We start from the raw sequence: 23,203 nt of genomic DNA on the forward strand, positions 1-23,203 counted from the left end.
GTGGCTGAAAAGCGCGATTACTACGAAGTTCTCGGTGTCAGTAAAAACGCATCGGATGAAGAGATTAAGAAAGCTTACCGTAAACAGGCACGTACGTATCACCCAGACGTGAATAAGGCTGATGATGCGGAAGAAAAGTTTAAGGAAGTTAAAGAAGCCTATGATGTACTAAGTGATGGACAGAAGCGAGCTGGGTATGATCAATATGGACATGTTGATCCAAGCCAAGGTATGGGCGGTGGATTCTCCGGCGGTGGTGACTTCGGAGGCATGGGTGATATATTCGATATGTTCTTCGGCGGTGGCGGAAGACGAGATCCCAATGCGCCACAGCGTGGAAATGATCTGCAATATACAATGACCATTGAATTTAAAGAAGCTGTATTTGGAAAAGAAAGTGACATTACGATTCCGCGTACAGAAACATGTGATCCATGTCATGGTACGGGTGCTAAACCAGGTACGAAACCTCAGACGTGTCAAGTATGTCATGGTACTGGGCAGGAAGAAGTAGTTCAGAACACACCATTTGGACGAATGGCTAATCGTCGTACATGTTCGAATTGTGGCGGCGCTGGGAAGATTATTAAGGAACGTTGCGGAACTTGTCAAGGGCAAGGTAAAGTGAAGAAACAACGTAAGATTCATGTTAAGATTCCTGCTGGTGTAGATGATGGAGCACAACTACGCATGACAGGTGAAGGGGAAGGCGGATTACGTGGCGGACCTTCAGGGGATCTATATATTGTCATTCGTGTGAAAGCACATGATTTCTTCGAACGTGAAGGTGATGACATATACTGCGAGATTCCACTAACCTTTGCACAAGTAGCACTGGGTGACGATGTTGAAGTTCCAACATTAACGGAAAAAGTTAAGCTGAAGATCCCAGCAGGTACTCAGACAGGTACGTTCTTCCGACTTAAAGGTAAAGGTGTTCCACGTCTTCGTGGTATTGGTCAAGGAGATCAACATGTGAAAGTGGTCGTAATTACACCAAGCAATCTAAATGATGAGCAAAAAGATCTACTGCGTCAAATCGCTTCTTTAGATGGTGAAAAGACACATGAGCATGAGCAATCATTCTTTGATCGTGTAAAGAAAGCATTCCGTGGAGATTGATTTTAAGTTGAAGCTTGGCCCTTTGTGGTCAAGCTTTTTTTTGATATATGAGATAGTATAAGTTTCTATAGGGTCTCTTAGATTGTATTTGGTGCATATTTCGGAGTGAGAAGATCTGCAGGTATGGAATAAGTGTCTAGATGACATTTAAATTAACAGAATAGACTGCTAGCGACAAATAAGTGCTCAGATGACAGTTAAAACGCTGTGAAACCATGAAATGTGAGTTTTCGAGCAATTAGATACCATTTGATCAACTAAAGTGGGCGAAAGAGCAATAGTGGTGGATTTAGAGAACAAATTTGCAACTAACTGCGTGATACCCTAGCTAGAGCAATGGAAATATAAGATATAGAAAACGAAAGATGCAGATAGTACATAACAATGAAATAAAATAAAATAAAATATAACATTTGGGACACTTGTTCGTTATACATGTAATGGGAGGTGAAACATGGAACCCGGGCAACTGAACCACTTACTTCAACCTATGCTATCCGAGATAATAAGATACTTAATCCGATTGGGAGCAAAATCAGAAGACGCGGAATATAACTATATCTTTAGTTGTCTCAGTAGTTGTCCTGTTTATAGGTATAATAGGCAATGCACAACTTGCAAGTTGGAGTTCGAAGCGTGTAATAATAGATGAGTATATGCTAAAAGAGATTAGTGGGCCGAATCAATACGTATCAGGTATTACAGATGAAACTGGATTTCTATCAGGCAGAATTGAATTTAATATTTTTAAAATTATTGAAGGTGTACCCATGCCTTGGCTAACAAAGAAGACGGTCTATAATGTATTACCGCTCCTTTCCTTTACAAGTCATAGCGGCAATGATAACGGTTTGATGCTATCCCTTCCTGATCCTGAAATGCTTAAGGAAAATTTTGGATATAATCGTGGATATAACGGACAGAATGGTCAGCGGAAAATGGCGTTCTACATACCCACAGTAAATTATAATGATAAGGTGTTGAATGACCTTTCGATTGTGAAGAAGATAAATGAAGAAAAGCTTGTGGAAATGGCTATTTCTTTTGATAAAAGTTATTCACTTGATGAGGTCCAATCTATGATTCCTACTAAGTTAACACAAGTGTGGTATTGGGTAGATACTTACGATGATAAAAAGTACTTTGAACCGTACAAAGATGGAAATGGTAATATGAGCTACGCAACTCCAGTTATTGATGATTGGGTATACGGTTTCGGTATTCATATAGACGGTCCAGTAATTACAGGTAGTGAATTTATTAACTCATTGGAGAAAGGCCTTGATGGGAAATATCATTATGAGTTCAATCGAATTTATAATTATTTGAAGGCTATGAAAGACAAACCAGATAAAACGGATATTCGACTTTATGGTGTTGTCCTTACAGCTACCGCAAAAGAAATACAGAAGCTTAGCGGACAGTCTTATATCCGAGGAGCAGTGTTAGGAGCGGTCGTGGATAAGTATTAATAGAGTTTTTAACTGCATTTCATGGCGACTTAATTGCCAGGCTATGCCGTCCGAATAGGGATGGCATAGCCTCTTACTATATATGTCAACTTTTTTTGTACACTGAACTCTTTGTATAGTACAATGATAATTACGCATAGGTATAAGGGGGACGCAGACAACATGTTATATCACGAATTCACGATACACACGACCGAAGAATCCATTGAGATGATTTCTAATTTCCTGCATGAAGCGGGAGCTGGTGGTGTTTCCATTGAAGAATCTGGAACGCTCAATAAAGTAAGAGATACGAAGTATGGCGAGCTATATGATGAGCCTTTGAATGATATTCCTGAGGGTCAGGCCGAGATTAAAGGGTATTTCTCCATAGATATGGAGATGGACAATATTGTTCCTGTATTGAAACAGCGCGTTGATGAGCTGAGTCAGTATGATATTGATACGGGTGACGTTCGCTATGAATTGAAGATCGTCGATGAAGAGGACTGGGCTAATGCTTGGAAACAATATTTCAAGCCTATCAGAGTATCTAAGAGCCTAACCATTAAGCCGACTTGGGAACAATATACACCAGAATCAGAAGATGAGAAATTAATCCATTTGGATCCTGGTATGGCATTTGGTACAGGAACACACCCAACAACAACCCTTTGTTTACGTACATTAGAGGATGTTATAAAGGGTGGGGAAGAAATTATTGATGTGGGAACAGGATCGGGTATATTAGCCATCGGGGCAATTCTTCTTGGGGCGAAGCATGTCTTAGCCGTTGACCTAGATCCAGTAGCCGTACATAGTGCACAAGAGAATACCGCTTATAACGTGATGGAAGATAGTATAACGGTTAAAGAAAGTGATCTCCTATCCGTATTCAAACATCAACAGGATGGCGTAAATTTGGGTGTAACCGTACCCGTTGATATGGTTGTAGCCAACATACTGGCAGAAGTGATATTATTATTGATTGATGATGTGTACCAAGTCTTAAAACCCGACGGTATTTTTATTACATCGGGCATATATTCCAATAAAGAACTTATTGTTCAAGAGGCGCTGCAAGCATCTAACTTTGAAATCATCGATGTGAATCGTGAGGAAGAATGGATTGCCTTCGTAGCTAGAAAGAGGTAAGTATGGATTTCCTTAATAGTATATTAATTTGGCCGATAGACAAAATGCCGTTTTTTTTGATAGCAATTGTATTGGCATTCACGGTACACGAGTTCTCACACGCATACTTTGCTAACAAGTTCGGTGATCCCACGGCTAAATTATTGGGGCGCGTAACACTGAATCCAACGGTACATTTCGATTTGTTCGGAATTGTACTGTTATTAATTGCGGGCTTTGGTTGGGCAAGACCTGTACCCGTGAATCGCGATAATTTCGAACGTCCACGTCTCATGGGTGCTTTGGTATCTTTGGCAGGACCTTTGAGTAATTTCGTGCTCGGTGTTGTGGGAGCTCTAGTCTATGCTGGACTTGTTCAATTTAATATCCTTGGCTCAATTACCAACCTAAAACTTGGTGAGGCGATATCTACCACGTTTTACTTTATTATTATTATGAACTTCTTTCTTTGTTTATTTAACCTTATCCCATTACCTCCATTGGATGGTTATCGGATCCTTGAAGATGTTCTTCCTCAAAGTGCTAGTGGGAAGCTGAAACAGATTGAACAATGGTCGATGTTAGTGTTCCTATTAATATTGTTCATTCCTGTACTTCGGCAGTATACGATTACGCCGCTTTATGATGCGGCTATGTCGATGTATGTAGGGTTTATTAATATGTTTATAGTAATATTCGGTGGTTAATTACGGTAAGAATGGATGTTGATAAAGGATGCAACGATATTTCATATCTATGGAACAATTCAAAGAAACAACAGTAGATATTACAGGTGAAGATGCACGTCATATTACGAGGGTTATGAGAGGTAAAGTTGGCGATAAGATTATTGTGAGCGACGGTATTTCTCGTGAAGCAATAGTTGAACTAGAGATACTAGAGCAAGGCCTAGTTACGGCTAATATCGTTGAACATCTCGAAATGTTACAAGAACCACGTGTAAAAATCACATTGGCACAGAGTCTCCCTAAAGGCGATAAGATGGAGACCGTTATACAAAAATGTACAGAGATTGGGGCAGTATCATTTATACCCTTTCTATCGGAACGTACTATTGTTCAATATGATGCTAAGAAAGAAGAGAAGCGTCTGGAACGGTGGAGAAAGATTTGTAAAGAAGCCGCCGAGCAAAGTCATCGCAATATTGTGCCTGTAGTAGACTCGCCATTGACTTGGAAGCAGTTAATGAATTCGTTCAATCAGTATGATGCGGTGTATTTCTGCTATGAGAAAGAGAATGGATCACAACTCCGTGATGCCGTTCAACCTCTAATTGAGAAAGTTAAAACAAATAATGAACCTAAAGTGTTACTTATTGTTGGACCAGAAGGTGGATTTAGTGAAGGCGAATGCCGTAAAGCTGAGGAAGCTGGAGCTATTAGCATTGGATTAGGACGACGTATATTGCGTTGCGAGACTGCAGGTATGGTTGCCTTAACTTGCATATTATATGATTTTGGTGAAATGGGAGGAGTTTGAGAATGCCATCCATAGCATTTTATACATTAGGATGTAAAGTCAACTTTTATGATACAGAAGCCATATGGCAACTTTTTAAAGAAGAGGGATATGAACAGGTCGATTATGAACAGACTGCTGATGTGTACTTAATTAATACATGTACCGTTACGAATACAGGAGATAAGAAAAGTCGACAGATTATAAGACGTGCTGTTCGTCGTAACCCGAATGCCATCATTGCCGTTACCGGGTGCTACGCACAGACATCTCCCGCAGAGATATTGGATATACCGGGTGTGGATCTTGTCATTGGTACGCAGGATAGAGACAAGATCATTCCTTATGTGAAGGAAATTCAAGAATCGCGTGAGCCTGTGAATGCAGTCCATAACATTATGAAGAATAGAGTATTCGAGGAAATGGACGTTCCAGATTTCACCGATCGTTCTCGTGCATTTCTGAAAATTCAAGATGGATGTAACAATTTCTGTACATTCTGTATTATTCCTTGGTCACGAGGGTTGTCTCGCAGTAGAGATCCGAAGAACATCATTACCCAAGCACATCAACTTGTGGAAGCTGGTTATAAGGAAATGGTCTTAACAGGCATTCATACGGGTGGATATGGTGATGATCTTGAACATTATGACTTATCTGATCTATTGCTAGATTTAGATAAAGTAGATGGACTAGAACGGATTCGAATCAGCTCTATTGAGGCAAGTCAAATTGATGAGAAGATGCTAGACGTTCTGAATCGATCTACAAAAATGTGTCGTCATCTTCATATTCCGCTGCAAGCTGGGGATGATCAAGTATTGAAGAGAATGAGACGTAAATATACAACCGAAGAATTTTATAATAAAATGGGCTTAATTCGCCAAGCGTTACCGGACGTAGGCATTACAACGGATATTATTGTTGGTTTCCCAGGTGAGACGGATGAGATGTTCCGTAATGGATATGATCTGATGAAGGCAATCCAATTCTCGGAAATGCATGTATTCCCCTATTCCAAACGGACAGGTACTCCTGCCGCACGGATGGAGGATCAAGTGGATGAAGTGATTAAGAATGCACGTGTTCACGAACTAATCGACCTATCTGAAGAGATGCAACTTGCCTATGCGCAGAAGTTCATAGGACAAGTTCTTGAAGTGATTCCTGAAGGTGCCCGTAAAGGATTTGAAGGTTCAGGTAAACTACAGGGATTCAGCGATAACTATTTACAGATGACCTTTGATGGATCAGAAGAACTTCAGCGTCAAATTTGTCGTGTGGAGATGCTTGAAGCTGGTGTGAACGGGTGTAAAGGGAAGTTGATTAGTGTCAACATCTAAATAAGCAAAACAAATATGGATAAGGATTTCATTGTTCTGTTAGTAGGTGTAGCAGGCGATGAAATCCTTATATTTTCTTGATTAGTGAATGTTCGGGGTCGTGCGATGAGGATGATCAATTCTTTTCCAAATAGGAAGATAACATAAAGGTAGTGCTATAACAGAGCAGAGGATATTAAATATCGTCTGTGAGTGAGCTATTTGGCTGCTGAAGTCACTAGATAACCATGTAGATACATGATGTAATTGTTGGATAAAGGGCATGAATAAGAGGGCGCCCCCAACATTCAAAATGACATGAGTCCAAGCGACAAATTTACCTGAACGAGAACTACCTGCAGCGGCAATCACAGCAGTAACGCATGTTCCTACATTGGAACCAAGAACAATGGCAATGCCAACCTCTACGGGTAAGGCTCCAGAAGTTGCTAGACCCATGGCTAAGCCAATGACTGCTGCACTGCTATGGATGAGTGCGGTCAGACATGCGCCAGCAATAACACCCCATAGGACATTTCGTGAAGCATGTTCGATGAACCAACCAAAGACACCATAAGAATCCAATGCAGGCCCGATCGATTGCATGACACGAATACCGAACAAGATAAGTCCGAACCCAGCTACAACAAGCGATAGATATTGAATAGGTTCCATTAGATGCCTGGTCCGGCGCAATATCCTTGGATTATAATCATGAAGGATGACAGCAATACACCACACGACTAAGGATATGAGGAGAAGATGGGGAGCGAATCGACCTATCTGTAATCCCATTAACTCGGTTGTAAGGCAAGTACCAATATTGCTGCCGAGAATGATGCCAAGTGTTCTAGCGTAGGTGAGAAGTCCGGCATTTACGAGCCCAATGGTAATGACTGTAATGGCCGTACTGCTCTGTAGAATACCTGTAATAATCGTGCTGAATAGCATGCCTTTGAGTGGAGACGAAGTCGCTTTGCTAAGAACATTAGTTAACAAGGGGCCAGCCCATCGACCAAGAGCAAGTTCCATAAGCTTCATGCCCATAAGAAAGATGGCTAGACCGTAAACGACAGGGAAAATAATCGCATGAAACATGGACAAGATTCTCCTTAAGTGGTTAATCAATAAGTTATTTAGGTTATGAATGACCTTGATATTAATATATGCCCATCATTGGACAGGCATGACAAACACAACAGACCTGTGATGACATAGATCGATACAGGTACATATTAAGGAGTGAAGATGAATGGGATCAGTTATTCTACAACGAAGTCAGAAGAAGAGGTTAGAACATGGCCATCCGTGGGTATTTAAAAGTGAAATTGCAAGCGTAGAAGGTGATCCAGTTGCCGGACAATTAGTGAGTGTACTGAATCATCAGAAAAGGTATCTAGGAACCGGATATTATAATCCTGCATCACAGATTACCGTTAGAATCGTTTCGTATCGTCCCATTGAATCGATGGACCAAGCCTTCTTTACAGAACGATTTCAACACTGCCTTCAACATCGAGATCGATTTATCTCAGAAGAGACTGCGTATCGACTGGTATATGGTGAAGCAGACTTTCTACCAGGATTGATTGTGGATCGATTCGATGATGTATTGGTAGTCCAATTGTTGACGTTAGGCATGGACTTATGTCGTAATGATATTGTGAATGCCCTAGTTGAAGTCTTGCAACCGGTTGGTATATATGAGCGCAGTGATGTGTCTGTACGTGAATTAGAAGGGTTGCAGCAAGTGAAAGGACCCTTATATGGAGAATGTCCACGCCATGTGAAAGTCAGTGAGAATGGGCTGGATATTGTTGTAGATATCGTAGAAGGCCAGAAGACGGGATACTTCTTCGATCAGCGTGAGAATCGGGCATCGATTAAGCCGTTGATGACAGGATGGGGGACTAGAAGCGGGATTAAGGTGCAGAATGTTGAACAAGATGGCAAGACGACTCCATTGCCTGTGAACAAGAGTGGAAGTGTCGTTACATTTCCTTATTGGGATGGGGCTACGGTGTTGGAATGCTTCTCACACACAGGGAGCTTCACATTACATGCTTGTAAGTATGGCGCCAAGAAGGTCACTTGCTTAGATATATCGGAACATGCGATTGAAAGTGCTAAATCTAACGTAGAATTAAACGGATTCACGGATCGTGTTGAGTTTGTTGTAGATGATGCCTTTCAATATCTACGCACACAGGTGAAAGGTGTAGATGAGAGAGTGAGACGCTCTCATACGGGTACTGGCAAGAATAAAGTGGATACATCCCAACCGATGGCTACGAGTGAAGGTCGGACATGGGATGTTGTCATCCTTGATCCGCCAGCATTTGCAAAGAATAAAAGTGCCGTAGCAGGTGCTTGTCGTGGCTATAAAGATATTAATCTGCACGGCATGAAGCTAGTGAATGAAGGGGGATACCTTGTTACAGCCAGTTGTTCCTACCATATGCGTCCTGATTTATTTCTAGAGACCATTCAAGAAGCTGCTGCGGATGCAGGTAAAATCCTTCGTCTAATCGAATGGCGTGCTGCAGGTAAAGATCATCCGCAGATTTTAGGTGTGAATGAGGGTCACTATCTGAAATTCGCTATTTTTGAAGTGCGAAGTAAATAAGATGAACCATAATTTCGAGTTAAAATGCTTCATGATTAAAAGATACCTTTTTGAACAACTTTTATGAAAGTAGCTTGATTATGGACAAACTCTCTCTTCTCTGAGTGGAAGGGAGAGTATCTCTATAAGTGGAGTGGCTCGAGATGAACGAATTGAAACATGAGGCGAAACAGAAGCAGATAATCCAGCGTAGCCTTTCACAATTTTGCTTTGCGGAAAATTTAGTAAATATGATAATATAATGACAGTAAGTTTTGAAAACCCTTACATATATTGATGCAGGTGATTATTCCATGATTTCCTTACGAAGGGAGGAAATGACTGCGTGCGGTGGATGCTATCGATGTTAAATTTAAATACGCTTCGGAATCAAATGTTGCTCGGTTTTCTCAGCGTCATGTTGATCATTCTGACGTTCGTCGGAGCGATTACGTTCCATTCCGTCTCGACGCTGCTCAAGAACAACGCCGAGAAGCATATTCAGCAAAATGCGATTCAAGCTAATGGCCGCCTAGAGGGGATTCTCGAACAGATTAATTCTCTGACGATGCTGGTATCGACTAACGAGTATATACAGCAACTACTAATACGGGATGTAGAGGGTCAGCCCGCTAGCTTTACGGAACGACAGGCGTTGGCACCCATTATCAATCTGGTTCAAATCTATACGAATGCTACACAATCTGTTGAGCTATACAACAAAGACGGAGCGAGACTGCATCCTCTGGACAGCGGCAGTCTGAGAGATAAGGTGCCTGAGGATTGGATCAAGCTGACGAAGGAGAAGGAAGGTAGCCTCGTCTGGTTCGGCATCGATCCGTTGGATCCCACATCAGTTTTGGCGATTCGGCAGATCAGCCTCATTGACCGGGATTTCACGACAGGCGGGTATTTGCTCATTCGCGCGGACTGTAGCAAGTTTGCACTGAATGGGTCCTTGTCCGGTGAGGGGGAAAAGGAAACCATGTTGCTCCTCTCTTCTGCTGGTCAAATCATCACGTCCAACGATGCCACCATTTCGCAAAAGACAGCAACGATGCTGATGGAGGGGTCCAACGATCAGGTCGTTGCCATCGACCAGCAGTCTTTTATTGTAGTCAAACAACGGTCTTCCGTAACTGGATGGACGTTACTCATCTTAACTCCGGTAAGCGTCATCACCGCAGGCATATCGATCTTGCGGATGACGATAGTCGTATCGGCCATCATGGGCATCTTATTGTTCATCTTACTCTCCTTTTTTCTGGCCGCTCTTATCACCCGCCCTGTGTTAAAACTGATTAAAGCCATGAGGAATAGCGGTCTCGGCATTCTGAAGCCCATCGAAAACGTGTCATCCACCATGGAAATCCAGGAACTAAATTATTCCTATAACACAATGGTCGATAACATCAACGAGCTGATCCAGCTGGTTTATGAGAAAGAACTATCTCGGAGCCACACCGAGTTAAAGGCACTTCAAGCTCAAATCAATCCGCATTTTTTATTTAATACCCTCGATGTTCTGTACTGGTCGCTACTGGATAAGGATCAAGACCAACTGGCAGAGTATGTTGTCGCCATGTCTGATTTATTCCGGTATACCATCACTGGTCAGAGTAAAGGGGGATGGGTGAGGCTACATGACGAACTGGAGCATGTAAAGCGATATTTGCTCATCATGAAGATGCGTTTTGAAGACCGTTTGGATTGGGAAATCGATGCTCCTCCTGAATTTGCGGATGTGGATCTGCCTCGACTATTGCTGCAGCCACTCGTGGAGAATGCCATATTACATGGAGTCGAGAGCAAGATTGAGCCCGGTCGGGTAAGGCTTACGGTCGCTCGCGACGGAGAACGGATAGCCATTACGGTGGAAGATGACGGGGTGGGAATGGACGAGGAAAAGCTACGCTCCCTTATGGAAGGGCTGGATAGCGGGAAGGTGCCTTCCTCTAAAGATTCCGGTGTGGGAATCGTCAATGTGCAGAGGAGGCTTCAACTGTTCTTTTCGGGAAAGTATGATGAGAGTGCGGTAATGACTATAGATAGCCAGAAGGGACAAGGCACTTGTATAAAAATCCGAATTCCTGTCCAAGGAGGAAAAACGCAATGAGTAGCCGAACGATTCTTATCGTCGATGATGAACTGAGATCGAGAGAAGGAATGAAGAAAATACTTGAGGTATGGGCAGCTGGTCAATATGAGATCTTGACGGCAAGTAATGGCGTGACTGCTATGCAAATTCTTGAGGAGATTTCTGTGGAACTCATGATAACGGACATCCGCATGCCGGAAATCAGCGGTATTGCTTTAGTTAGCCAAATGAGGGAGAAAGGGATCCAGCGTCAGCCATCCGTTATTCTCATCTCCGGGCATGACCAATTTGAATACGCCCAGCAAGCGATTCGTTTGTCGGTAGTGGACTACTTGTTAAAGCCGGCTAGCAGGGAAAAGCTAATCGCATCCGTGGAGAATGCCCTAAAGGCAGGGGAAGAGCGGAAAGATATCGTCTTCATGAGGAAGGTGGCCGATCCGCAATTAATGGCCATCAGGGATGAAGAAGCGGTATTAAGCGATCCGATCCGCCAGGCGATCCACTATGTGGAAATGCATATAGAGGAAGCGATTAGACAGCAGGAAGTCGCCGAGCATATACATCTGAACGTGAGTTATTTCAGCTCACTATTCAAAGAGCAATGCCAGCTCAATTTTAGCGAATACGTCGCCCGTAGAAAATTGCAGAAAGCGAAGGAATTGCTACTGAGAACGAATCTGCCCATTGCGGAAATTGCAAGTCGAACCGGTTATCAGAACGTCAAATATTTCAATAAGCTATTCAAGGAGTATGATGGAATGAGTCCAGGGCGATATCGATCCATGAGGAATGGAATGGAAAGCCATATCCAATAATGAATTGGCAAGGGGGAATACTCATGAAGAGAATCATTTTATATTGTGGCCTATTACTGGCTTTTCTTTTGATCACGACTGCTTGCAGCGCAAACGAAGAGAACAGCCCTAAGAGTGGTGGCGAGAAAATTACTTTGAAAATGATGCATCTATGGTCGGACGGCAACAGCTCCGCGCAAAACAAAATGGTAAAAGGAATAATCAGGGAGTTTGAAGAAGCCAATCCGCAAATCACCATCACGACGGAAGCTCTTGAAAACGAGCAGTACAAGAGTAAGCTGAAAGTACTCGCCGCATCCAATGATTTGCCAGACATAGGACTCACTTGGGCCGCCGGTTTCATGGATCCCTATGTCAAGGGAAACAAGTTTGCGGTCATGGATGGTCTCTTACGGGGCGAGCTGAATGGAGAATTCGTAGCTGACGTGACCGAAGCGTACTCCGTAGATGGAAAGACGTATGCTCTCCCAGTCGAACTGAACATTGTTCCGGTCTATTATAACAAAGAAATATTTTCCCGATTTAATTTACAGTCTCCTCATACCTTGGATGATCTTAAAGCGATCATCCGAACGCTGAACGATAACGGCATTACTCCTGTTACCCTTGGCGGCAAGGATGGTTGGCCGGCTTCTATCTGGTACATGTATCTGGCTGATCGTATCGGGGGATCGGATGTGATGGATAAAGCCGTTGCGAACAAGGAATTCACGGACCCATCCTTACTTGAGGCTGCAAGACAAGTACAAGAGTTGGTGAACCTGAACACATTCATCAAAGGGTATAACGGATTATCCAATGACGAAGCCAAAGTGCAGTTCATGAACGGGACATCTGCCATGTTCGCGATGGGTACTTGGGAACTGTCAAACTACACGACCACTGCGGACGTATCCCAAGAATTTAAAGCCAAGATAGGTTATTTCAAGTTCCCGACGGTTGCGGGTGGTAAAGGTAATGTGGATAATTGGGTTGGTGGTCCAGGGACTGGATTGTTCGTATCCCGAAATTCCGAGCATGCTCGAGAGGCTAAAAGATTCGTCAGCTTCTTCGTTCAGAAGTGGGGAAAGCACTCCGTTGTCGATGCGGGGATAATTCCCGCCACCAAAGTAGATACCGCTTCCATCAAGCTCCCACAAATGTTTATTGATCTAATAGACGAATTGAATAACGCCAATAAGGTAACCCTTTATCTGGACACCCAGATGAAACCGGGGGCTTCCAATATGCATATTAATCAGGTTCAGGCGCTATTCGGAAAGGAGATTACTCCGGAAGAATTCGTCAAGAAGCAGGATGAAGCGCTTAAAGCGGGTAATTAGTGAAAGGGAATGGCACAGATAATGGCGACGCCAAGGTAAAGATCCCTTGGTGTCTTTTTTTGGCTTGTACGAAACGAAATCCAAAAAAAGTGGAAGTTTTCCCAAAGATGGATCCTTATCCTAGAGAATTGTAGGGTTTATAATTGTGTATGCGGTTACAAAAACCGAGGAATCAATAAAAAAGGGGAGGTACAGTATGAAAAGTATGAAACGTGTTTTAGTTGGGATTTCTACATTGCTTGTGATATCATCTGCTCTTGCAGCATGTGGGGGGAACTCAAATTCGAACTCATCGAGTCCAAACTCCACTCCAGCTCCAGCAACTACCACTGCTCCAGCGGATCCAAAAGCCGGAACTGGTGAGAAAGTCACCATCAATCTATGGAGCTTCACGGACGAGATTCCGAACATGACCAAAAAGTATATGGAAACCCATCCAGATGCGAATGTGGATTTCAAAACCACGATTATCGCAACCACCGATGGTGCTTATCAGCCTGCACTTGATCAGGGTCTTGCCGGTGGCGGTAAAGATGCCCCGGACATTTATGCAGCTGAAGCGGCGTTCGTGCTCAAGTATACGCAAGGCGACGCATCCACCTATGCAGCTAACTATGCTGACCTAGGTCTTGATGACCAAATGGTTAAGGACGCAGGCATTGCTCAGTATTCAGTTGATATCGGCAGCAAAGACGGCCAGCTGAAAGGTCTCGGCTACCAGGCGACTGGCGGAGCCTTTATCTATCGCCGCTCGATTGCCAAGGATGTCTTTGGAACAGATGACCCGGCTGCCATCAAGAACGAAATTGGTCCAGGCTGGGATAAATTCTTTGATGCATCTACGAAGCTGAAAGCTAAAGGGTATGGCGCAGTTTCTGGAGATGGGGATATGTGGCACGCGATCGAAAACAGTTCTGAGAAGGGCTGGATTGTCGATGGTAAGCTTCATATTGATCCGAAGCGCGAAGAGTTCCTTGATCTCTCCAAGAAGTTGAAAGACAATGGATACCACAACGATACGACAGATTGGACAGAAGCTTGGTACGCCGATATGTCCGGCACTGGCTCCCAACCGGTCTTCGGTTTCTTCGGTCCCGCATGGCTTATCAACTACGTCATGAACGGACAAGTAAAAGATACAAATGGTGACTGGGCAGTTACTGAGCCACCGACAGGCTTCTTCTGGGGAGGCACCTGGTTGCTCGCTAACAAAGACGTAACTAAGGACGACGCCAAGAAAAAGGCTGTTGCGGACTTTATTAAGTGGGTAACACTCGATACCTCCGAAACTGGGCTCCAGTATTACTGGGCTAACGGAACGATGAAAGATGGCGAGCAAGGTACGAAGGACAGTGTTGCTTCTGCTGTTATCATGGATAAGTCTAACGGCGAAGTTCCATTGCTTGGCGGACAGAATATGTTCGACGTGTTCGTTCCGGCCAACGCCAACGCTTCAGGTAAGAACTTGACCCAGTTCGACGAAACGATCAACCAGCTCTGGCGTGATCAAGTACGCGAATATACTGCGGGTAACAAGGACCGTGATAAAGCGATCGAAACCTTCAAGCAACAAGTCAAGGATCAACTTGATATCGCTAGCGAATAAAAAAGAATCGGAGGGGCGGGGTAACTTCCCGCCCCTTCGTATCAACTAAAGGGGGGGAGAGCATGCGCCGCAAAGGTGTTAACTACTCTAAATACGGCTATATCTTTACATTACCGTTCGTTTTGGCATTTCTTATTTTCTCGCTATATCCTATTTTATACACAGCATTCATCGGGTTCACCGATTTAAAGGGATTAATACCAAAGCCAATCCGGATTTTGGATGATCCTTTTAAGAACTTCAAAGATCTCCTCTTTGATAATGTCTCATTCAGAAAGTCTCTAATTAACACCGGGATACTCTGGATTGTCAACTTCGTTCCCCAGATCCTTCTCGCGCTCTTGCTCACTGCATGGTTCACGAACCAGCGTCTTAAAATTAAGGGGCAAGGTTTTTTCAAGGTTCTGCTCTATATGCCTAATATTATCACAGCGGGTACAATTGCTGTCCTTTTTAGCACTCTGTTTGCCTATCCGATGGGTCCCATAAACAGTTTTTTTGAAATGATGGGTTGGTCCAACGCTCCGATTTTCTTCCTTCAGGATAAGACGACAGCGCGGGGCATTGTGGCGTTCATCCAGTTCTGGATGTGGTACGGCAACACCATGATCATTCTGATCGCAGGTGTTATGGGTATAAATCCTACACTATTCGAGTCTGCGTCGATTGACGGCGCCAATGGATTTCAGACCTTCTTCCGTATCACGCTACCGAGTTTACGTACGATTTTGTTATTCACGCTGATTACATCGATGGTCGGTGGTTTGACTATGTTCGATATTCCGCAGCTCTTCCTTGCGGGCGGACCGGATGATTCCACGCTTACCACGTCCATGTTCATTTATGGGCAAGCCTTTAAGGGAAGCTATTTGTACAACCGTGCTGCAGCGGCGAGTATGATCATGTTCGTGATTTCAGCAATATTGTCTGGATTTGTGTTCTATTTAATGCGTGACCGCGACGCGGCAAAAATAAAAAAAATAGATAAAATGCATAGAAAGGCCGCCAAGAATAGCCATAAGGGAGGCGTATCACATGAACAATAATCAAAAAGGTGGAACCGTCACCCGTAAATTGAACAAGACGATTATCTATATCGTCTGTATCTCTTTGGCGGTACTCAGTATCATCCCGTTTTGGATCATGTTTGTGAACGCCACTCGCTCTACAGCGGAAATTCAAAGCGGTATCTCACTGTTTCCTTCGACGCACTTGATGAGTAACCTACGAGTGCTGCTCGACAAGAGCTTTGATCCCATTCAAGGGTTTATGAATTCTTTTATTATCTCTGCTTCAGCAACCCTCTTAACGGTCTATTTCTCGTCCTTAGCGGCTTATGGGCTTGTGACTTATAGCTGGAAGCTACGTGGGCCATTCTTTACCTTTATTTTGTGCGTGATGATGATTCCTTCCCAGGCAAGTGCAATCGGATTCTATCAGTTCATGTATAAAATACATTGGACAAACAGCTTTCTTCCACTGATTCTGCCTGCGATTGCAGCGCCGGCGGTCGTGTTCTTTATGCGCCAATACCTGCTCGCCACGCTGTCGATAGAGATCGTGGAAGCAGCACGCGTAGACGGGTCTAGTGAATTCAGCACCTTTAACCGGATTATCATGCCGCTGATGGTGCCGGCAGTGGCGACGCAGGCCATCTTTGCCTTCGTTGGGAACTGGAACAACCTGTTCATGCCTCTGATTCTGCTGACACAGAAGGAGAAATATACGATGCCGATCATGGTCAGCCTACTTCGCGGTGATATCTACAAAACTGAGTTCGGCTCGATCTACTTGGGACTAGCCTTGACGGCTCTACCGCTGTTTGTGGTTTACTTCCTGTTATCCCGGTATATTATCGCGGGCGTAGCGCTCGGAGGCGTGAAAGAATAATCGGGACTGACCCCCTAGCATGAGATAAATTAAAACACCTTCAAGAGAATGCAACCATGTCGTAAGATATGGATACAGACTTGGAGGTGTTTTTGCATTGGCAACAAGAGTTAGTTACCCTGTGGAAATAAAATGAAAGCAATTGAAATGAGATTAGCTTGTGTTCCGGTGAAAGATGTTAAGGAACAATTCAACATACGAAATAAAACACAGTTAAAGACTTGGATGAGATGGTATCGTAATGGTGAGGAGAATCGACTTAGGCAACCCGTGGGCAAACAATATAGTTACGGTAAGGGAGCAGAGTTAACATCAGAACTAGAGAAACTAAAACTTGAGAATCGCTTTTTGAAGCAACAATTGGATGTGCTAAAAAAGTATAAAGAGATGGAAAGGAGGTATCACCAAAGCTTGTAGTGGAATGGATCAAGTCAATTCGAGAAGAAGTAAGTGTTACCCAAGCTTGTACATGGCTTGGAATTCCTCGTACAACATACTATCGTTGGAAAGCAGCGTACGAGACCGAGCGCGAAGATCACGTGGTAGAGAAGATTCGGGAGCTCTGTACGCAACATAAGTATCGCTATGGTTATCGAAAGATCACAGCGCTGCTTCGAATGGAACATACAATCAATCACAAACGTGTACAACAGATTATGCAACGTGAGGGACTACAGACAGTATAAAGTTAGGGTAAAGAGACGTAAAGCAACAAGATAGCCTTTGCATCTAGCAGAACATCCATTAAAGCGTGAATTTCAAGCTGATACACCTCTACAAAAACTTGTTACAGATATTACATATTTGCCATTCGGGGGAAAGATATTGTACCTCTCGAGTATCTTAAATCTGTTTAACAGTGAGATTGTGGCTACAGTATAGGTGATAATCAAAACATTTCGTTTGTGTTGGATACATTAAACCAACCTCTGTAGTAACTTTTTAACTAAAGACGTCGATAGGAATCTTTCATAGATGTGAGTAGATGAACCGAACATACGTTCTTTGAAATGAAGAATAGGTTATAATGATTATGACTATTCTAATATAATTTAATAAATAAGTTATACGATGAATTGTTAACCTGTGTGTGACTGGACTTGATCATTTATCCTTATATGAAGGAAGCATCCCATGTCGGTTTAATTTCTCGTTGGACGTTCGGGTAGTGGTAAGACGACGAATATATTATAAGAAATCTCGACTCGTCTAAGCAAGGAGTCACAAGGAAAGCCCATAATCTTGATCGTACCAGAACAGGGCTCTTTTCAAGCTGAGCATACTTTAATAACGTCTGGTTCGGTGAGAGGGATTGCGCGCGCAGGTGTTAAAGTATCCAGCGACTGGCTTATCGTGTAATACAAGAGACCGGTGGGTCTGCAAGAGTAGGTATTAGTGAAGATGGAAAAAGAATGCTTCTCTATAAGATTCTACAACGACGCAAAGAATAACTAACATTGTTTGGCCCCTCAGGTGACCAAGTAGGTTTCGTGGGTAGATTGGGCGAACTTTATTCAGAGATGAAACGGTATTGTATAGATGCCGCGAACGTGTCTGAACAACTCTCTATGATGGTCTCGAATCGATTGGCGACACCGAACTTAAGAGACAAGCTTAGGGATAATGTAACGTTATATCAAGGTTTTGAACCAGAACTATCTCCTTTATATATGGATTGATGGTTTCCATGGATTCACACCTCAAGAATATATGGTGTAACAACAATTAATGGCTAACGCTGCTTCGGTTACGATAGCGTTGACCTTAGATAAAGTGTTGCCTAGCGGAATACTTCCACAGGAGCTAGATTTATTTCATCCAACTGCGACAACGTATGTGAAGCTAAAAGGCATAGCAGAGGAGCTAGGCATAGAGGTATCAGATCGGTTGTTAAGTCTTGATCAACTTCCAAGGTTTGTTGATACGCCCGAGCTTGCCCATCTTGAGCGAGGATTTGATCGTCGTGTTCTCTTTTTCAACACATAACCACAGACTAAAATATAAAATAGCAGGTCAGGGTTAACCCCTTGACCTGCTAATTCTAGTTATCAGTTATCTCAACGGAAGAATGATTCCGCATTCGTAGTGATGCATAGACTGCCTCTTGTTAAATCTCATACCACTTGATCTCATTGGCTTCCATCTTAAGAGGGAAGCTAGAGCCGTCACCACGATAGACCGTAGTGTCCTGTGGTTCATACGTGTTGTTAACTACACAATATTTACCGTTCTTCACATAAGCATGGACTTCGACATTATAGTTGTCGCTGAACCAACGCTGAAGCTCGTGATCGCTATTCGCACTCCAGAGGATCGCACGATATAGCATGCGACTATTCTCAAAGCTGTAAGGCAATCCGCTAATGTAGACCGAACGTCCCTGACCGAACTCATTCACGGCAAGTTGAACTTCTTTATCGATCTGACGAAGGACGGTAGTGCCTTCATGGGCGAATATATTCTTCTTACCCTCACCGAAGTCGATGATTTTCTGTCCTTCTGAATCGACAGCACAATCTTCTGTAATGAAGTGGTTTTGCTCATCCCAGTTATATTTATCATAACCTAGGGTGAAGCCACGTTCTTGCTCTACACCAAGAAGGTTCGCTAGCTGGAAGTATCGTCCGTTAGCTTGGTGAGCAGCTGGTTCGCCGACACCAATGAATCCGCCACCCTCATGAACAAATTGCTTCACAGCCGTGATGATGTCTGCATCCAGCCACCAATCGCCTCCGGTATAAGCGGTATCTCCATCCCCAACATTCAGGATAACATCGATTCCTTTAAGGATCGAAGGATCTTTCTTAATATCATCGAAACTAATAAATTTAACATCAAATGGTGCACCAGATAGTGCCTCTATAATACCCGCATAGCTATAATTCTGCTTTTGGTAGAGCGCATGGTGGACCATATGATTTCCCCAAGCACGCATTTTACCCCAACAGTTAAGTACGGCAACCGTTTTGACGCTGTAAGGCGTCGTTCCTTGGACATTATCATATAATGTACGGAACTCATCACACACACTCTCAATGTATTCCATGAAATCTGGGAAATCGAGTGCTAACTTCAGATATCCACCATAACCAATCCGGTCAATCGGTTTGCGAAGAATTGCACGTCTAGCCGTAACCCAGTTGACCTTAGCTTCGCGTACAGGGTCTCCACCTTCATGGAAAGTATCTGGGAAGAAATAAGGTAAAAAACGTCCCTCTGTATAGTTTGCGCCAGGGATATCACTGATTAAGCGAAGTGTTGAACCATTACCTACACTACCTACAACCGCATCTACACCAATGGTTGAGAATTCTTCCATAAATGGCTCAGTGCCAATCCAGTGATCTCCAAGGAACATCATAGCTTCTTTACCGTATTCATGTGTAATATCAACTAATTCTTTCGCAAGAGCCGCAACTTCACGTCTTTGGAACGTTTGGAAGTCTTGGAACTCTTTACTTGGAATACGATAGTTGTTGTTATGATAACCTTGATCAATAATGTATTCTGCTCGGAATGGATAGCCTACCTCTTGTTCGAATTGTTCCAGAATATATGGACTAACCGATGCGGAATAGCCATACCAATCCACATACTTCTCACGTGCTAGCTCGTCGAATACGAGTGTGAATTGATGGAAGAATGTTGTGAAACGAATGACATTGACATAAGGGTGTTCTTCAATAAATTGACGTAAACGTTGCATGGTGAACTCTCTTGTTTTCGGTTGACGAACATCAAACGTAATTTGAGGTTCAACGTCTTTCCAATCATTGGTGACCGCATTATACATATGTACAGGATCCCACATAATATAAGCTAGGAAACTGACCGTATAATCATGGAAAGGGATCGCTTCAATAATGACACTCCCTGTTTCCTCGTTATAACTCCATTTCGAAGTCAGTAGAGGTTGACCAGTTGTACGATCTATGACTTCCCACCAACGCTTGATATCATCATGGGTATTTACTTTCAGCATATCCGGATATAATCCCTTCATTAAAGGGATCGTTAGATTGGAACTTTCAGCTGTATAGAAAGCGGACATAAGATACATCTGTTGAATTTCTTCGGGATTTTCCTTTGCCCATCCGTTTTCTTTGCGGGTTGTGTAATAAGTAGAATAGACTTTAGCATCGATATCTCGTAATTCTTCAGGGAAATCCGTTCCATCACAATCTCGAACGGCATCCGCTCCCCAGCGTTTCATAACATCTTTGGTTTGAGAAATGACATCTAAATCAGTTGGAATGGTAACACGGCCTTTATTCATGGTAATGAATTCTCCTTTTTATTTGAATTTCCGATTATAGAACCAGAGAAGACCTATTAGAAGTGCTAACCCTAGAAGCATTAGTCCAAGACCAGGAGCACCAATGTTTTTCTGACCAATAATGACGAGTACGACAGCGAAGATAAAAACAATCAATATCATTAAACTTCGCAATATATTTCGCATGGAATCGCTCATAATAGCACCTTAACCTTTCAGTCCACCCATAGTCATGCCTTGGGTAAGCTTCTTTTGTACTAGAATATATAGAATGAGAGTTGGCAACATAACTAACACTAGACCTGCATACATCTGACCATACTCAACGGATGACTTCTGTGCTGCCATGAGATTCATTAATCCCACGGGCAATGTTCGAAGTCCGGGCTTCGTTAGTAAAGTCATCGAAATGATATATTCGTTCCAGAATGACAGGAAATTGAACAGAATGACTGTAACAATACTAGGTTTAGCCATTGGCATAATGATCTGTACCATCGTTCTGAAGTAGCCTGCACCATCTACAGAAGCCGCCTCTTCGAATTCCCTTGGTAATGACTTGAAATAACCTCCTAATAGATAGACCGTGAAAGGAAGTGCCATTGCTGCATACACAAGCGCTAGAATCAATAAGTTATTCAAGAATATGGGGTGTCCAAGTAACCCACGAACGGCCTTATCACCGTTATTAAGCATAAGAAAGATTGGAACAACAATATAGTTCACATTGATAAATAATCCTGCCATAAACATCATATTCCAGAATACGCTACCTTTAAATTTGTAACGAGATAGAACGTAAGCCGCGGGTAATGCAATGACGAGTAGTATTGCTAGAGCCATAATGGTTACAATAACAGAGTTGAACATATAACTGCCCATCTGAGCCTTGTTCCAAGCATCGGAAAAGTTCTGTAGGAAGATTCCCTCTGGAAGGGACCAAGGATTACCGTAGAATTCTTTATCCTGTTTGATGGAGGCCATGAAAGCCCAAGCAACAGGAACGAGAATGACGACCGCCAGTGCGACTAGTACTATATAGATGAAAATCTTATAGAGTTTGTCACTGACGCCGCGTTGTGTAAGTTTATTATTATTCAAGTTGACGCCCCCTTAAAATTCCAAATGGTCACGTGTGGTGACTGCGTTCAAGATAGCAGCAAGTGCGAATGAGAATAGGAACACAATAACACCAATAGCCATACCGTAACCATACGAGGAATTAGTATAAGCCTCTTTGTACATATAACTTAGGAATACCTCGGTTGAACCGTCAGGACCGCCTGAAGTCATTGCAACTACGAATAGGAAACTCATATTGATGGTACTGATGATAAAGAAGGTAAGGGTTGTACGAATATTTGCCCAGATCAAAGGAATTGTAATGGAGAAGAATTGATCCATCCGACCAGCACCTTCAAGTTCAGCGGATTCATACAAACTTTCTGGAATATTCGCCATACTAGCCATATACATGACCATGTAGTAGCCTATTGCTTGCCAAATCATAGCACCTGCTAAGGAGTAAATAACGATCTTCTGATCACCAAGCCATAGCGTAGCATCTGACCCTGCTCCTCGGAATAAATTAAGGAATGCATTCAGTAGACCACTATTGGGATCATATATAGCAGAGAAAATAGCACTAATTACGACAACAGACAAGATGTTAGGAATATAAAAGATAACTCTCAACAAATTTTGTCCTTTTAAATTCTCGCGAGATAGCATAGACGCGAATACAAGTGCAAATGCAAAGGTAATAATGGTAACGATTACGATGAGTAGAAGACTGTTCTGAAATGCTTGGTAGAATTTATCGCTTTGAAAAAGTTTTGTGAAGTTTTGAAATCCAACAAAGGTTTTGTCATCTGTATATCCGCCCCATTTGTATGTCGACATACGAAATACATCGATCGTAGGTATAATTAGAAATACAACAAATAGGATTACAGCGGGAGCAAGACAGAAGAATATAAAACTTCCTTGTCCCTTTTTGATTTCCATGTGCCCGTCTCCTTCCAAAGGAAAAATCAAGGTGGCTGCTTGCGCATACCACCATGATTTATATATTTAATTCATT

Annotated in this window: 22 protein-coding genes and 1 pseudogene; 18 read left to right on the forward strand and 5 right to left on the reverse strand. The window is 42.9% G+C overall.

All coding sequences use genetic code 11. The annotated features are described in order from the left end of the window. From dnaJ to mtaB, 6 genes are all read left to right on the forward strand, one after another. Positions 1–1,122 (forward strand): molecular chaperone DnaJ, encoded by a 1,122-nt coding sequence (gene dnaJ, locus ACH8E3_RS02600; protein ID WP_458631042.1) that lies wholly within the window; start codon positions 1–3, stop codon positions 1,120–1,122. 557 nt (positions 1,123–1,679) lie between these two features. Beyond that, complete coding sequence (locus ACH8E3_RS02605) at positions 1,680–2,594, forward strand: anti sigma factor C-terminal domain-containing protein (RefSeq protein ID WP_458631182.1); 915 nt, start codon at positions 1,680–1,682, stop codon at positions 2,592–2,594. A 162-nt stretch (positions 2,595–2,756) separates the two neighbouring features. Next, on the forward strand, positions 2,757–3,728 hold the full coding sequence (prmA, locus tag ACH8E3_RS02610) for a 50S ribosomal protein L11 methyltransferase (RefSeq protein ID WP_458631043.1): 972 nt from the start codon (positions 2,757–2,759) through the stop codon (positions 3,726–3,728). 2 nt (positions 3,729–3,730) lie between these two features. Next, positions 3,731–4,414 carry a site-2 protease family protein gene (locus tag ACH8E3_RS02615; protein ID WP_458631044.1) on the forward strand — a complete coding sequence of 228 codons (684 nt, stop codon included), beginning with the start codon at positions 3,731–3,733 and terminating at the stop codon, positions 4,412–4,414. Positions 4,415–4,442: 28 nt separating this feature from the next. Beyond that, positions 4,443–5,207 (forward strand): RsmE family RNA methyltransferase, encoded by a 765-nt coding sequence (locus ACH8E3_RS02620; protein WP_458631045.1) that lies wholly within the window; start codon positions 4,443–4,445, stop codon positions 5,205–5,207. 2 nt (positions 5,208–5,209) lie between these two features. Further along, complete coding sequence (mtaB, locus tag ACH8E3_RS02625; protein ID WP_458631046.1) at positions 5,210–6,529, forward strand: tRNA (N(6)-L-threonylcarbamoyladenosine(37)-C(2))-methylthiotransferase MtaB; 1,320 nt, start codon at positions 5,210–5,212, stop codon at positions 6,527–6,529. A gap of 81 nt (positions 6,530–6,610) precedes the next feature. Here mtaB and ACH8E3_RS02630 read toward each other — a convergent pair whose 3' ends face one another. After that, positions 6,611–7,606 carry a Na/Pi cotransporter family protein gene (locus tag ACH8E3_RS02630; protein ID WP_458631047.1) on the reverse strand — a complete coding sequence of 332 codons (996 nt, stop codon included), beginning with the start codon at positions 7,604–7,606 and terminating at the stop codon, positions 6,611–6,613. Between the two features lie 154 nt (positions 7,607–7,760). Here ACH8E3_RS02630 and ACH8E3_RS02635 point away from each other — a divergent pair, with 154 nt between their 5' ends. The 12 genes and pseudogenes from ACH8E3_RS02635 (at position 7,761) to ACH8E3_RS02690 (ending at position 18,830) form a co-directional block, all read left to right on the forward strand. Further along, positions 7,761–9,134 (forward strand): class I SAM-dependent rRNA methyltransferase, encoded by a 1,374-nt coding sequence (locus ACH8E3_RS02635; RefSeq protein WP_458631048.1) that lies wholly within the window; start codon positions 7,761–7,763, stop codon positions 9,132–9,134. A 334-nt stretch (positions 9,135–9,468) separates the two neighbouring features. Then, positions 9,469–11,229 (forward strand): sensor histidine kinase, encoded by a 1,761-nt coding sequence (locus ACH8E3_RS02640; RefSeq protein WP_458631183.1) that lies wholly within the window; start codon positions 9,469–9,471, stop codon positions 11,227–11,229. Next, complete coding sequence (locus ACH8E3_RS02645; RefSeq protein ID WP_458631049.1) at positions 11,226–12,026, forward strand: response regulator transcription factor; 801 nt, start codon at positions 11,226–11,228, stop codon at positions 12,024–12,026. The genes ACH8E3_RS02640 and ACH8E3_RS02645 overlap by 4 nt, the downstream gene beginning before the upstream one ends. A 23-nt stretch (positions 12,027–12,049) precedes the next feature. After that, positions 12,050–13,348, forward strand: coding sequence for an extracellular solute-binding protein (locus ACH8E3_RS02650; protein WP_458631050.1), 1,299 nt, complete (start codon positions 12,050–12,052; stop codon positions 13,346–13,348). Between the two features lie 196 nt (positions 13,349–13,544). Further along, positions 13,545–14,954, forward strand: coding sequence for an ABC transporter substrate-binding protein (locus tag ACH8E3_RS02655; protein ID WP_458631051.1), 1,410 nt, complete (start codon positions 13,545–13,547; stop codon positions 14,952–14,954). 62 nt (positions 14,955–15,016) lie between these two features. Continuing rightward, positions 15,017–16,000, forward strand: coding sequence for a carbohydrate ABC transporter permease (locus ACH8E3_RS02660; protein ID WP_458631052.1), 984 nt, complete (start codon positions 15,017–15,019; stop codon positions 15,998–16,000). Continuing rightward, positions 15,990–16,844 carry a carbohydrate ABC transporter permease gene (locus ACH8E3_RS02665; protein WP_458631053.1) on the forward strand — a complete coding sequence of 285 codons (855 nt, stop codon included), beginning with the start codon at positions 15,990–15,992 and terminating at the stop codon, positions 16,842–16,844. The genes ACH8E3_RS02660 and ACH8E3_RS02665 overlap by 11 nt, the downstream gene beginning before the upstream one ends. A 132-nt stretch (positions 16,845–16,976) precedes the next feature. Beyond that, positions 16,977–17,261, forward strand: coding sequence for a hypothetical protein (locus ACH8E3_RS02670; protein WP_458631054.1), 285 nt, complete (start codon positions 16,977–16,979; stop codon positions 17,259–17,261). Then, the gene (locus ACH8E3_RS02675) at positions 17,261–17,530 is read left to right on the forward strand and encodes an IS3 family transposase (RefSeq protein ID WP_458631055.1); all 270 of its coding nucleotides are present in this window, start codon (positions 17,261–17,263) and stop codon (positions 17,528–17,530) included. The genes ACH8E3_RS02670 and ACH8E3_RS02675 overlap by 1 nt, the downstream gene beginning before the upstream one ends. A gap of 511 nt (positions 17,531–18,041) precedes the next feature. Continuing rightward, positions 18,042–18,203: a hypothetical protein gene (locus tag ACH8E3_RS02680; protein ID WP_458631184.1), complete on the forward strand. Its 162-nt coding sequence runs from the start codon at positions 18,042–18,044 to the stop codon at positions 18,201–18,203. A 32-nt stretch (positions 18,204–18,235) separates the two neighbouring features. After that, a pseudogene (locus ACH8E3_RS02685) lies at positions 18,236–18,523 on the forward strand (hypothetical protein). A gap of 49 nt (positions 18,524–18,572) precedes the next feature. Further along, positions 18,573–18,830, forward strand: a complete 258-nt coding sequence (locus ACH8E3_RS02690; RefSeq protein ID WP_458631056.1) for a hypothetical protein — start codon at positions 18,573–18,575, stop codon at positions 18,828–18,830. Positions 18,831–18,951: 121 nt separating this feature from the next. Here the strand turns inward: ACH8E3_RS02690 and gnpA are convergent, their stop codons facing one another. The 4 genes from gnpA to ACH8E3_RS02710 are packed head-to-tail and all read right to left on the reverse strand — an operon-like array spanning position 18,952 to position 23,127. Further along, positions 18,952–21,126 (reverse strand): 1,3-beta-galactosyl-N-acetylhexosamine phosphorylase, encoded by a 2,175-nt coding sequence (gene gnpA, locus ACH8E3_RS02695; protein WP_458631185.1) that lies wholly within the window; start codon positions 21,124–21,126, stop codon positions 18,952–18,954. A 12-nt stretch (positions 21,127–21,138) separates the two neighbouring features. Continuing rightward, on the reverse strand, positions 21,139–21,318 hold the full coding sequence (locus ACH8E3_RS02700; RefSeq protein WP_458631057.1) for a DUF6903 family protein: 180 nt from the start codon (positions 21,316–21,318) through the stop codon (positions 21,139–21,141). A gap of 9 nt (positions 21,319–21,327) precedes the next feature. Continuing rightward, positions 21,328–22,221 (reverse strand): carbohydrate ABC transporter permease, encoded by an 894-nt coding sequence (locus ACH8E3_RS02705; RefSeq protein WP_458631058.1) that lies wholly within the window; start codon positions 22,219–22,221, stop codon positions 21,328–21,330. A gap of 12 nt (positions 22,222–22,233) precedes the next feature. Then, positions 22,234–23,127, reverse strand: a complete 894-nt coding sequence (locus ACH8E3_RS02710) for a carbohydrate ABC transporter permease (protein ID WP_458631059.1) — start codon at positions 23,125–23,127, stop codon at positions 22,234–22,236. Positions 23,128–23,203 lie beyond the last annotated feature (76 nt).

It is taken from the genome of Paenibacillus sp. CMAA1364 (genome assembly GCF_054373195.1).

Coding starts and splice junctions, on each gene's coding strand:
- ACH8E3_RS02710 (WP_458631059.1), bottom strand. CDS start 23,127: ATGGAAATCAAAAAGGGACAAGGAAGTTTTATATTCTTCTGTCTTGCT.
- ACH8E3_RS02635 (WP_458631048.1), top strand. CDS start 7,761: ATGGGATCAGTTATTCTACAACGAAGTCAGAAGAAGAGGTTAGAACAT.
- mtaB (WP_458631046.1), top strand. CDS start 5,210: ATGCCATCCATAGCATTTTATACATTAGGATGTAAAGTCAACTTTTAT.
- ACH8E3_RS02660 (WP_458631052.1), top strand. CDS start 15,017: ATGCGCCGCAAAGGTGTTAACTACTCTAAATACGGCTATATCTTTACA.
- ACH8E3_RS02645 (WP_458631049.1), top strand. CDS start 11,226: ATGAGTAGCCGAACGATTCTTATCGTCGATGATGAACTGAGATCGAGA.
- ACH8E3_RS02630 (WP_458631047.1), bottom strand. CDS start 7,606: ATGTTTCATGCGATTATTTTCCCTGTCGTTTACGGTCTAGCCATCTTT.
- ACH8E3_RS02615 (WP_458631044.1), top strand. CDS start 3,731: ATGGATTTCCTTAATAGTATATTAATTTGGCCGATAGACAAAATGCCG.
- ACH8E3_RS02690 (WP_458631056.1), top strand. CDS start 18,573: ATGGCTAACGCTGCTTCGGTTACGATAGCGTTGACCTTAGATAAAGTG.
- ACH8E3_RS02700 (WP_458631057.1), bottom strand. CDS start 21,318: ATGAGCGATTCCATGCGAAATATATTGCGAAGTTTAATGATATTGATT.
- ACH8E3_RS02620 (WP_458631045.1), top strand. CDS start 4,443: ATGCAACGATATTTCATATCTATGGAACAATTCAAAGAAACAACAGTA.
- ACH8E3_RS02665 (WP_458631053.1), top strand. CDS start 15,990: ATGAACAATAATCAAAAAGGTGGAACCGTCACCCGTAAATTGAACAAG.
- ACH8E3_RS02670 (WP_458631054.1), top strand. CDS start 16,977: ATGAAAGCAATTGAAATGAGATTAGCTTGTGTTCCGGTGAAAGATGTT.
- ACH8E3_RS02640 (WP_458631183.1), top strand. CDS start 9,469: ATGCTATCGATGTTAAATTTAAATACGCTTCGGAATCAAATGTTGCTC.
- prmA (WP_458631043.1), top strand. CDS start 2,757: ATGTTATATCACGAATTCACGATACACACGACCGAAGAATCCATTGAG.
- ACH8E3_RS02655 (WP_458631051.1), top strand. CDS start 13,545: ATGAAAAGTATGAAACGTGTTTTAGTTGGGATTTCTACATTGCTTGTG.
- ACH8E3_RS02650 (WP_458631050.1), top strand. CDS start 12,050: ATGAAGAGAATCATTTTATATTGTGGCCTATTACTGGCTTTTCTTTTG.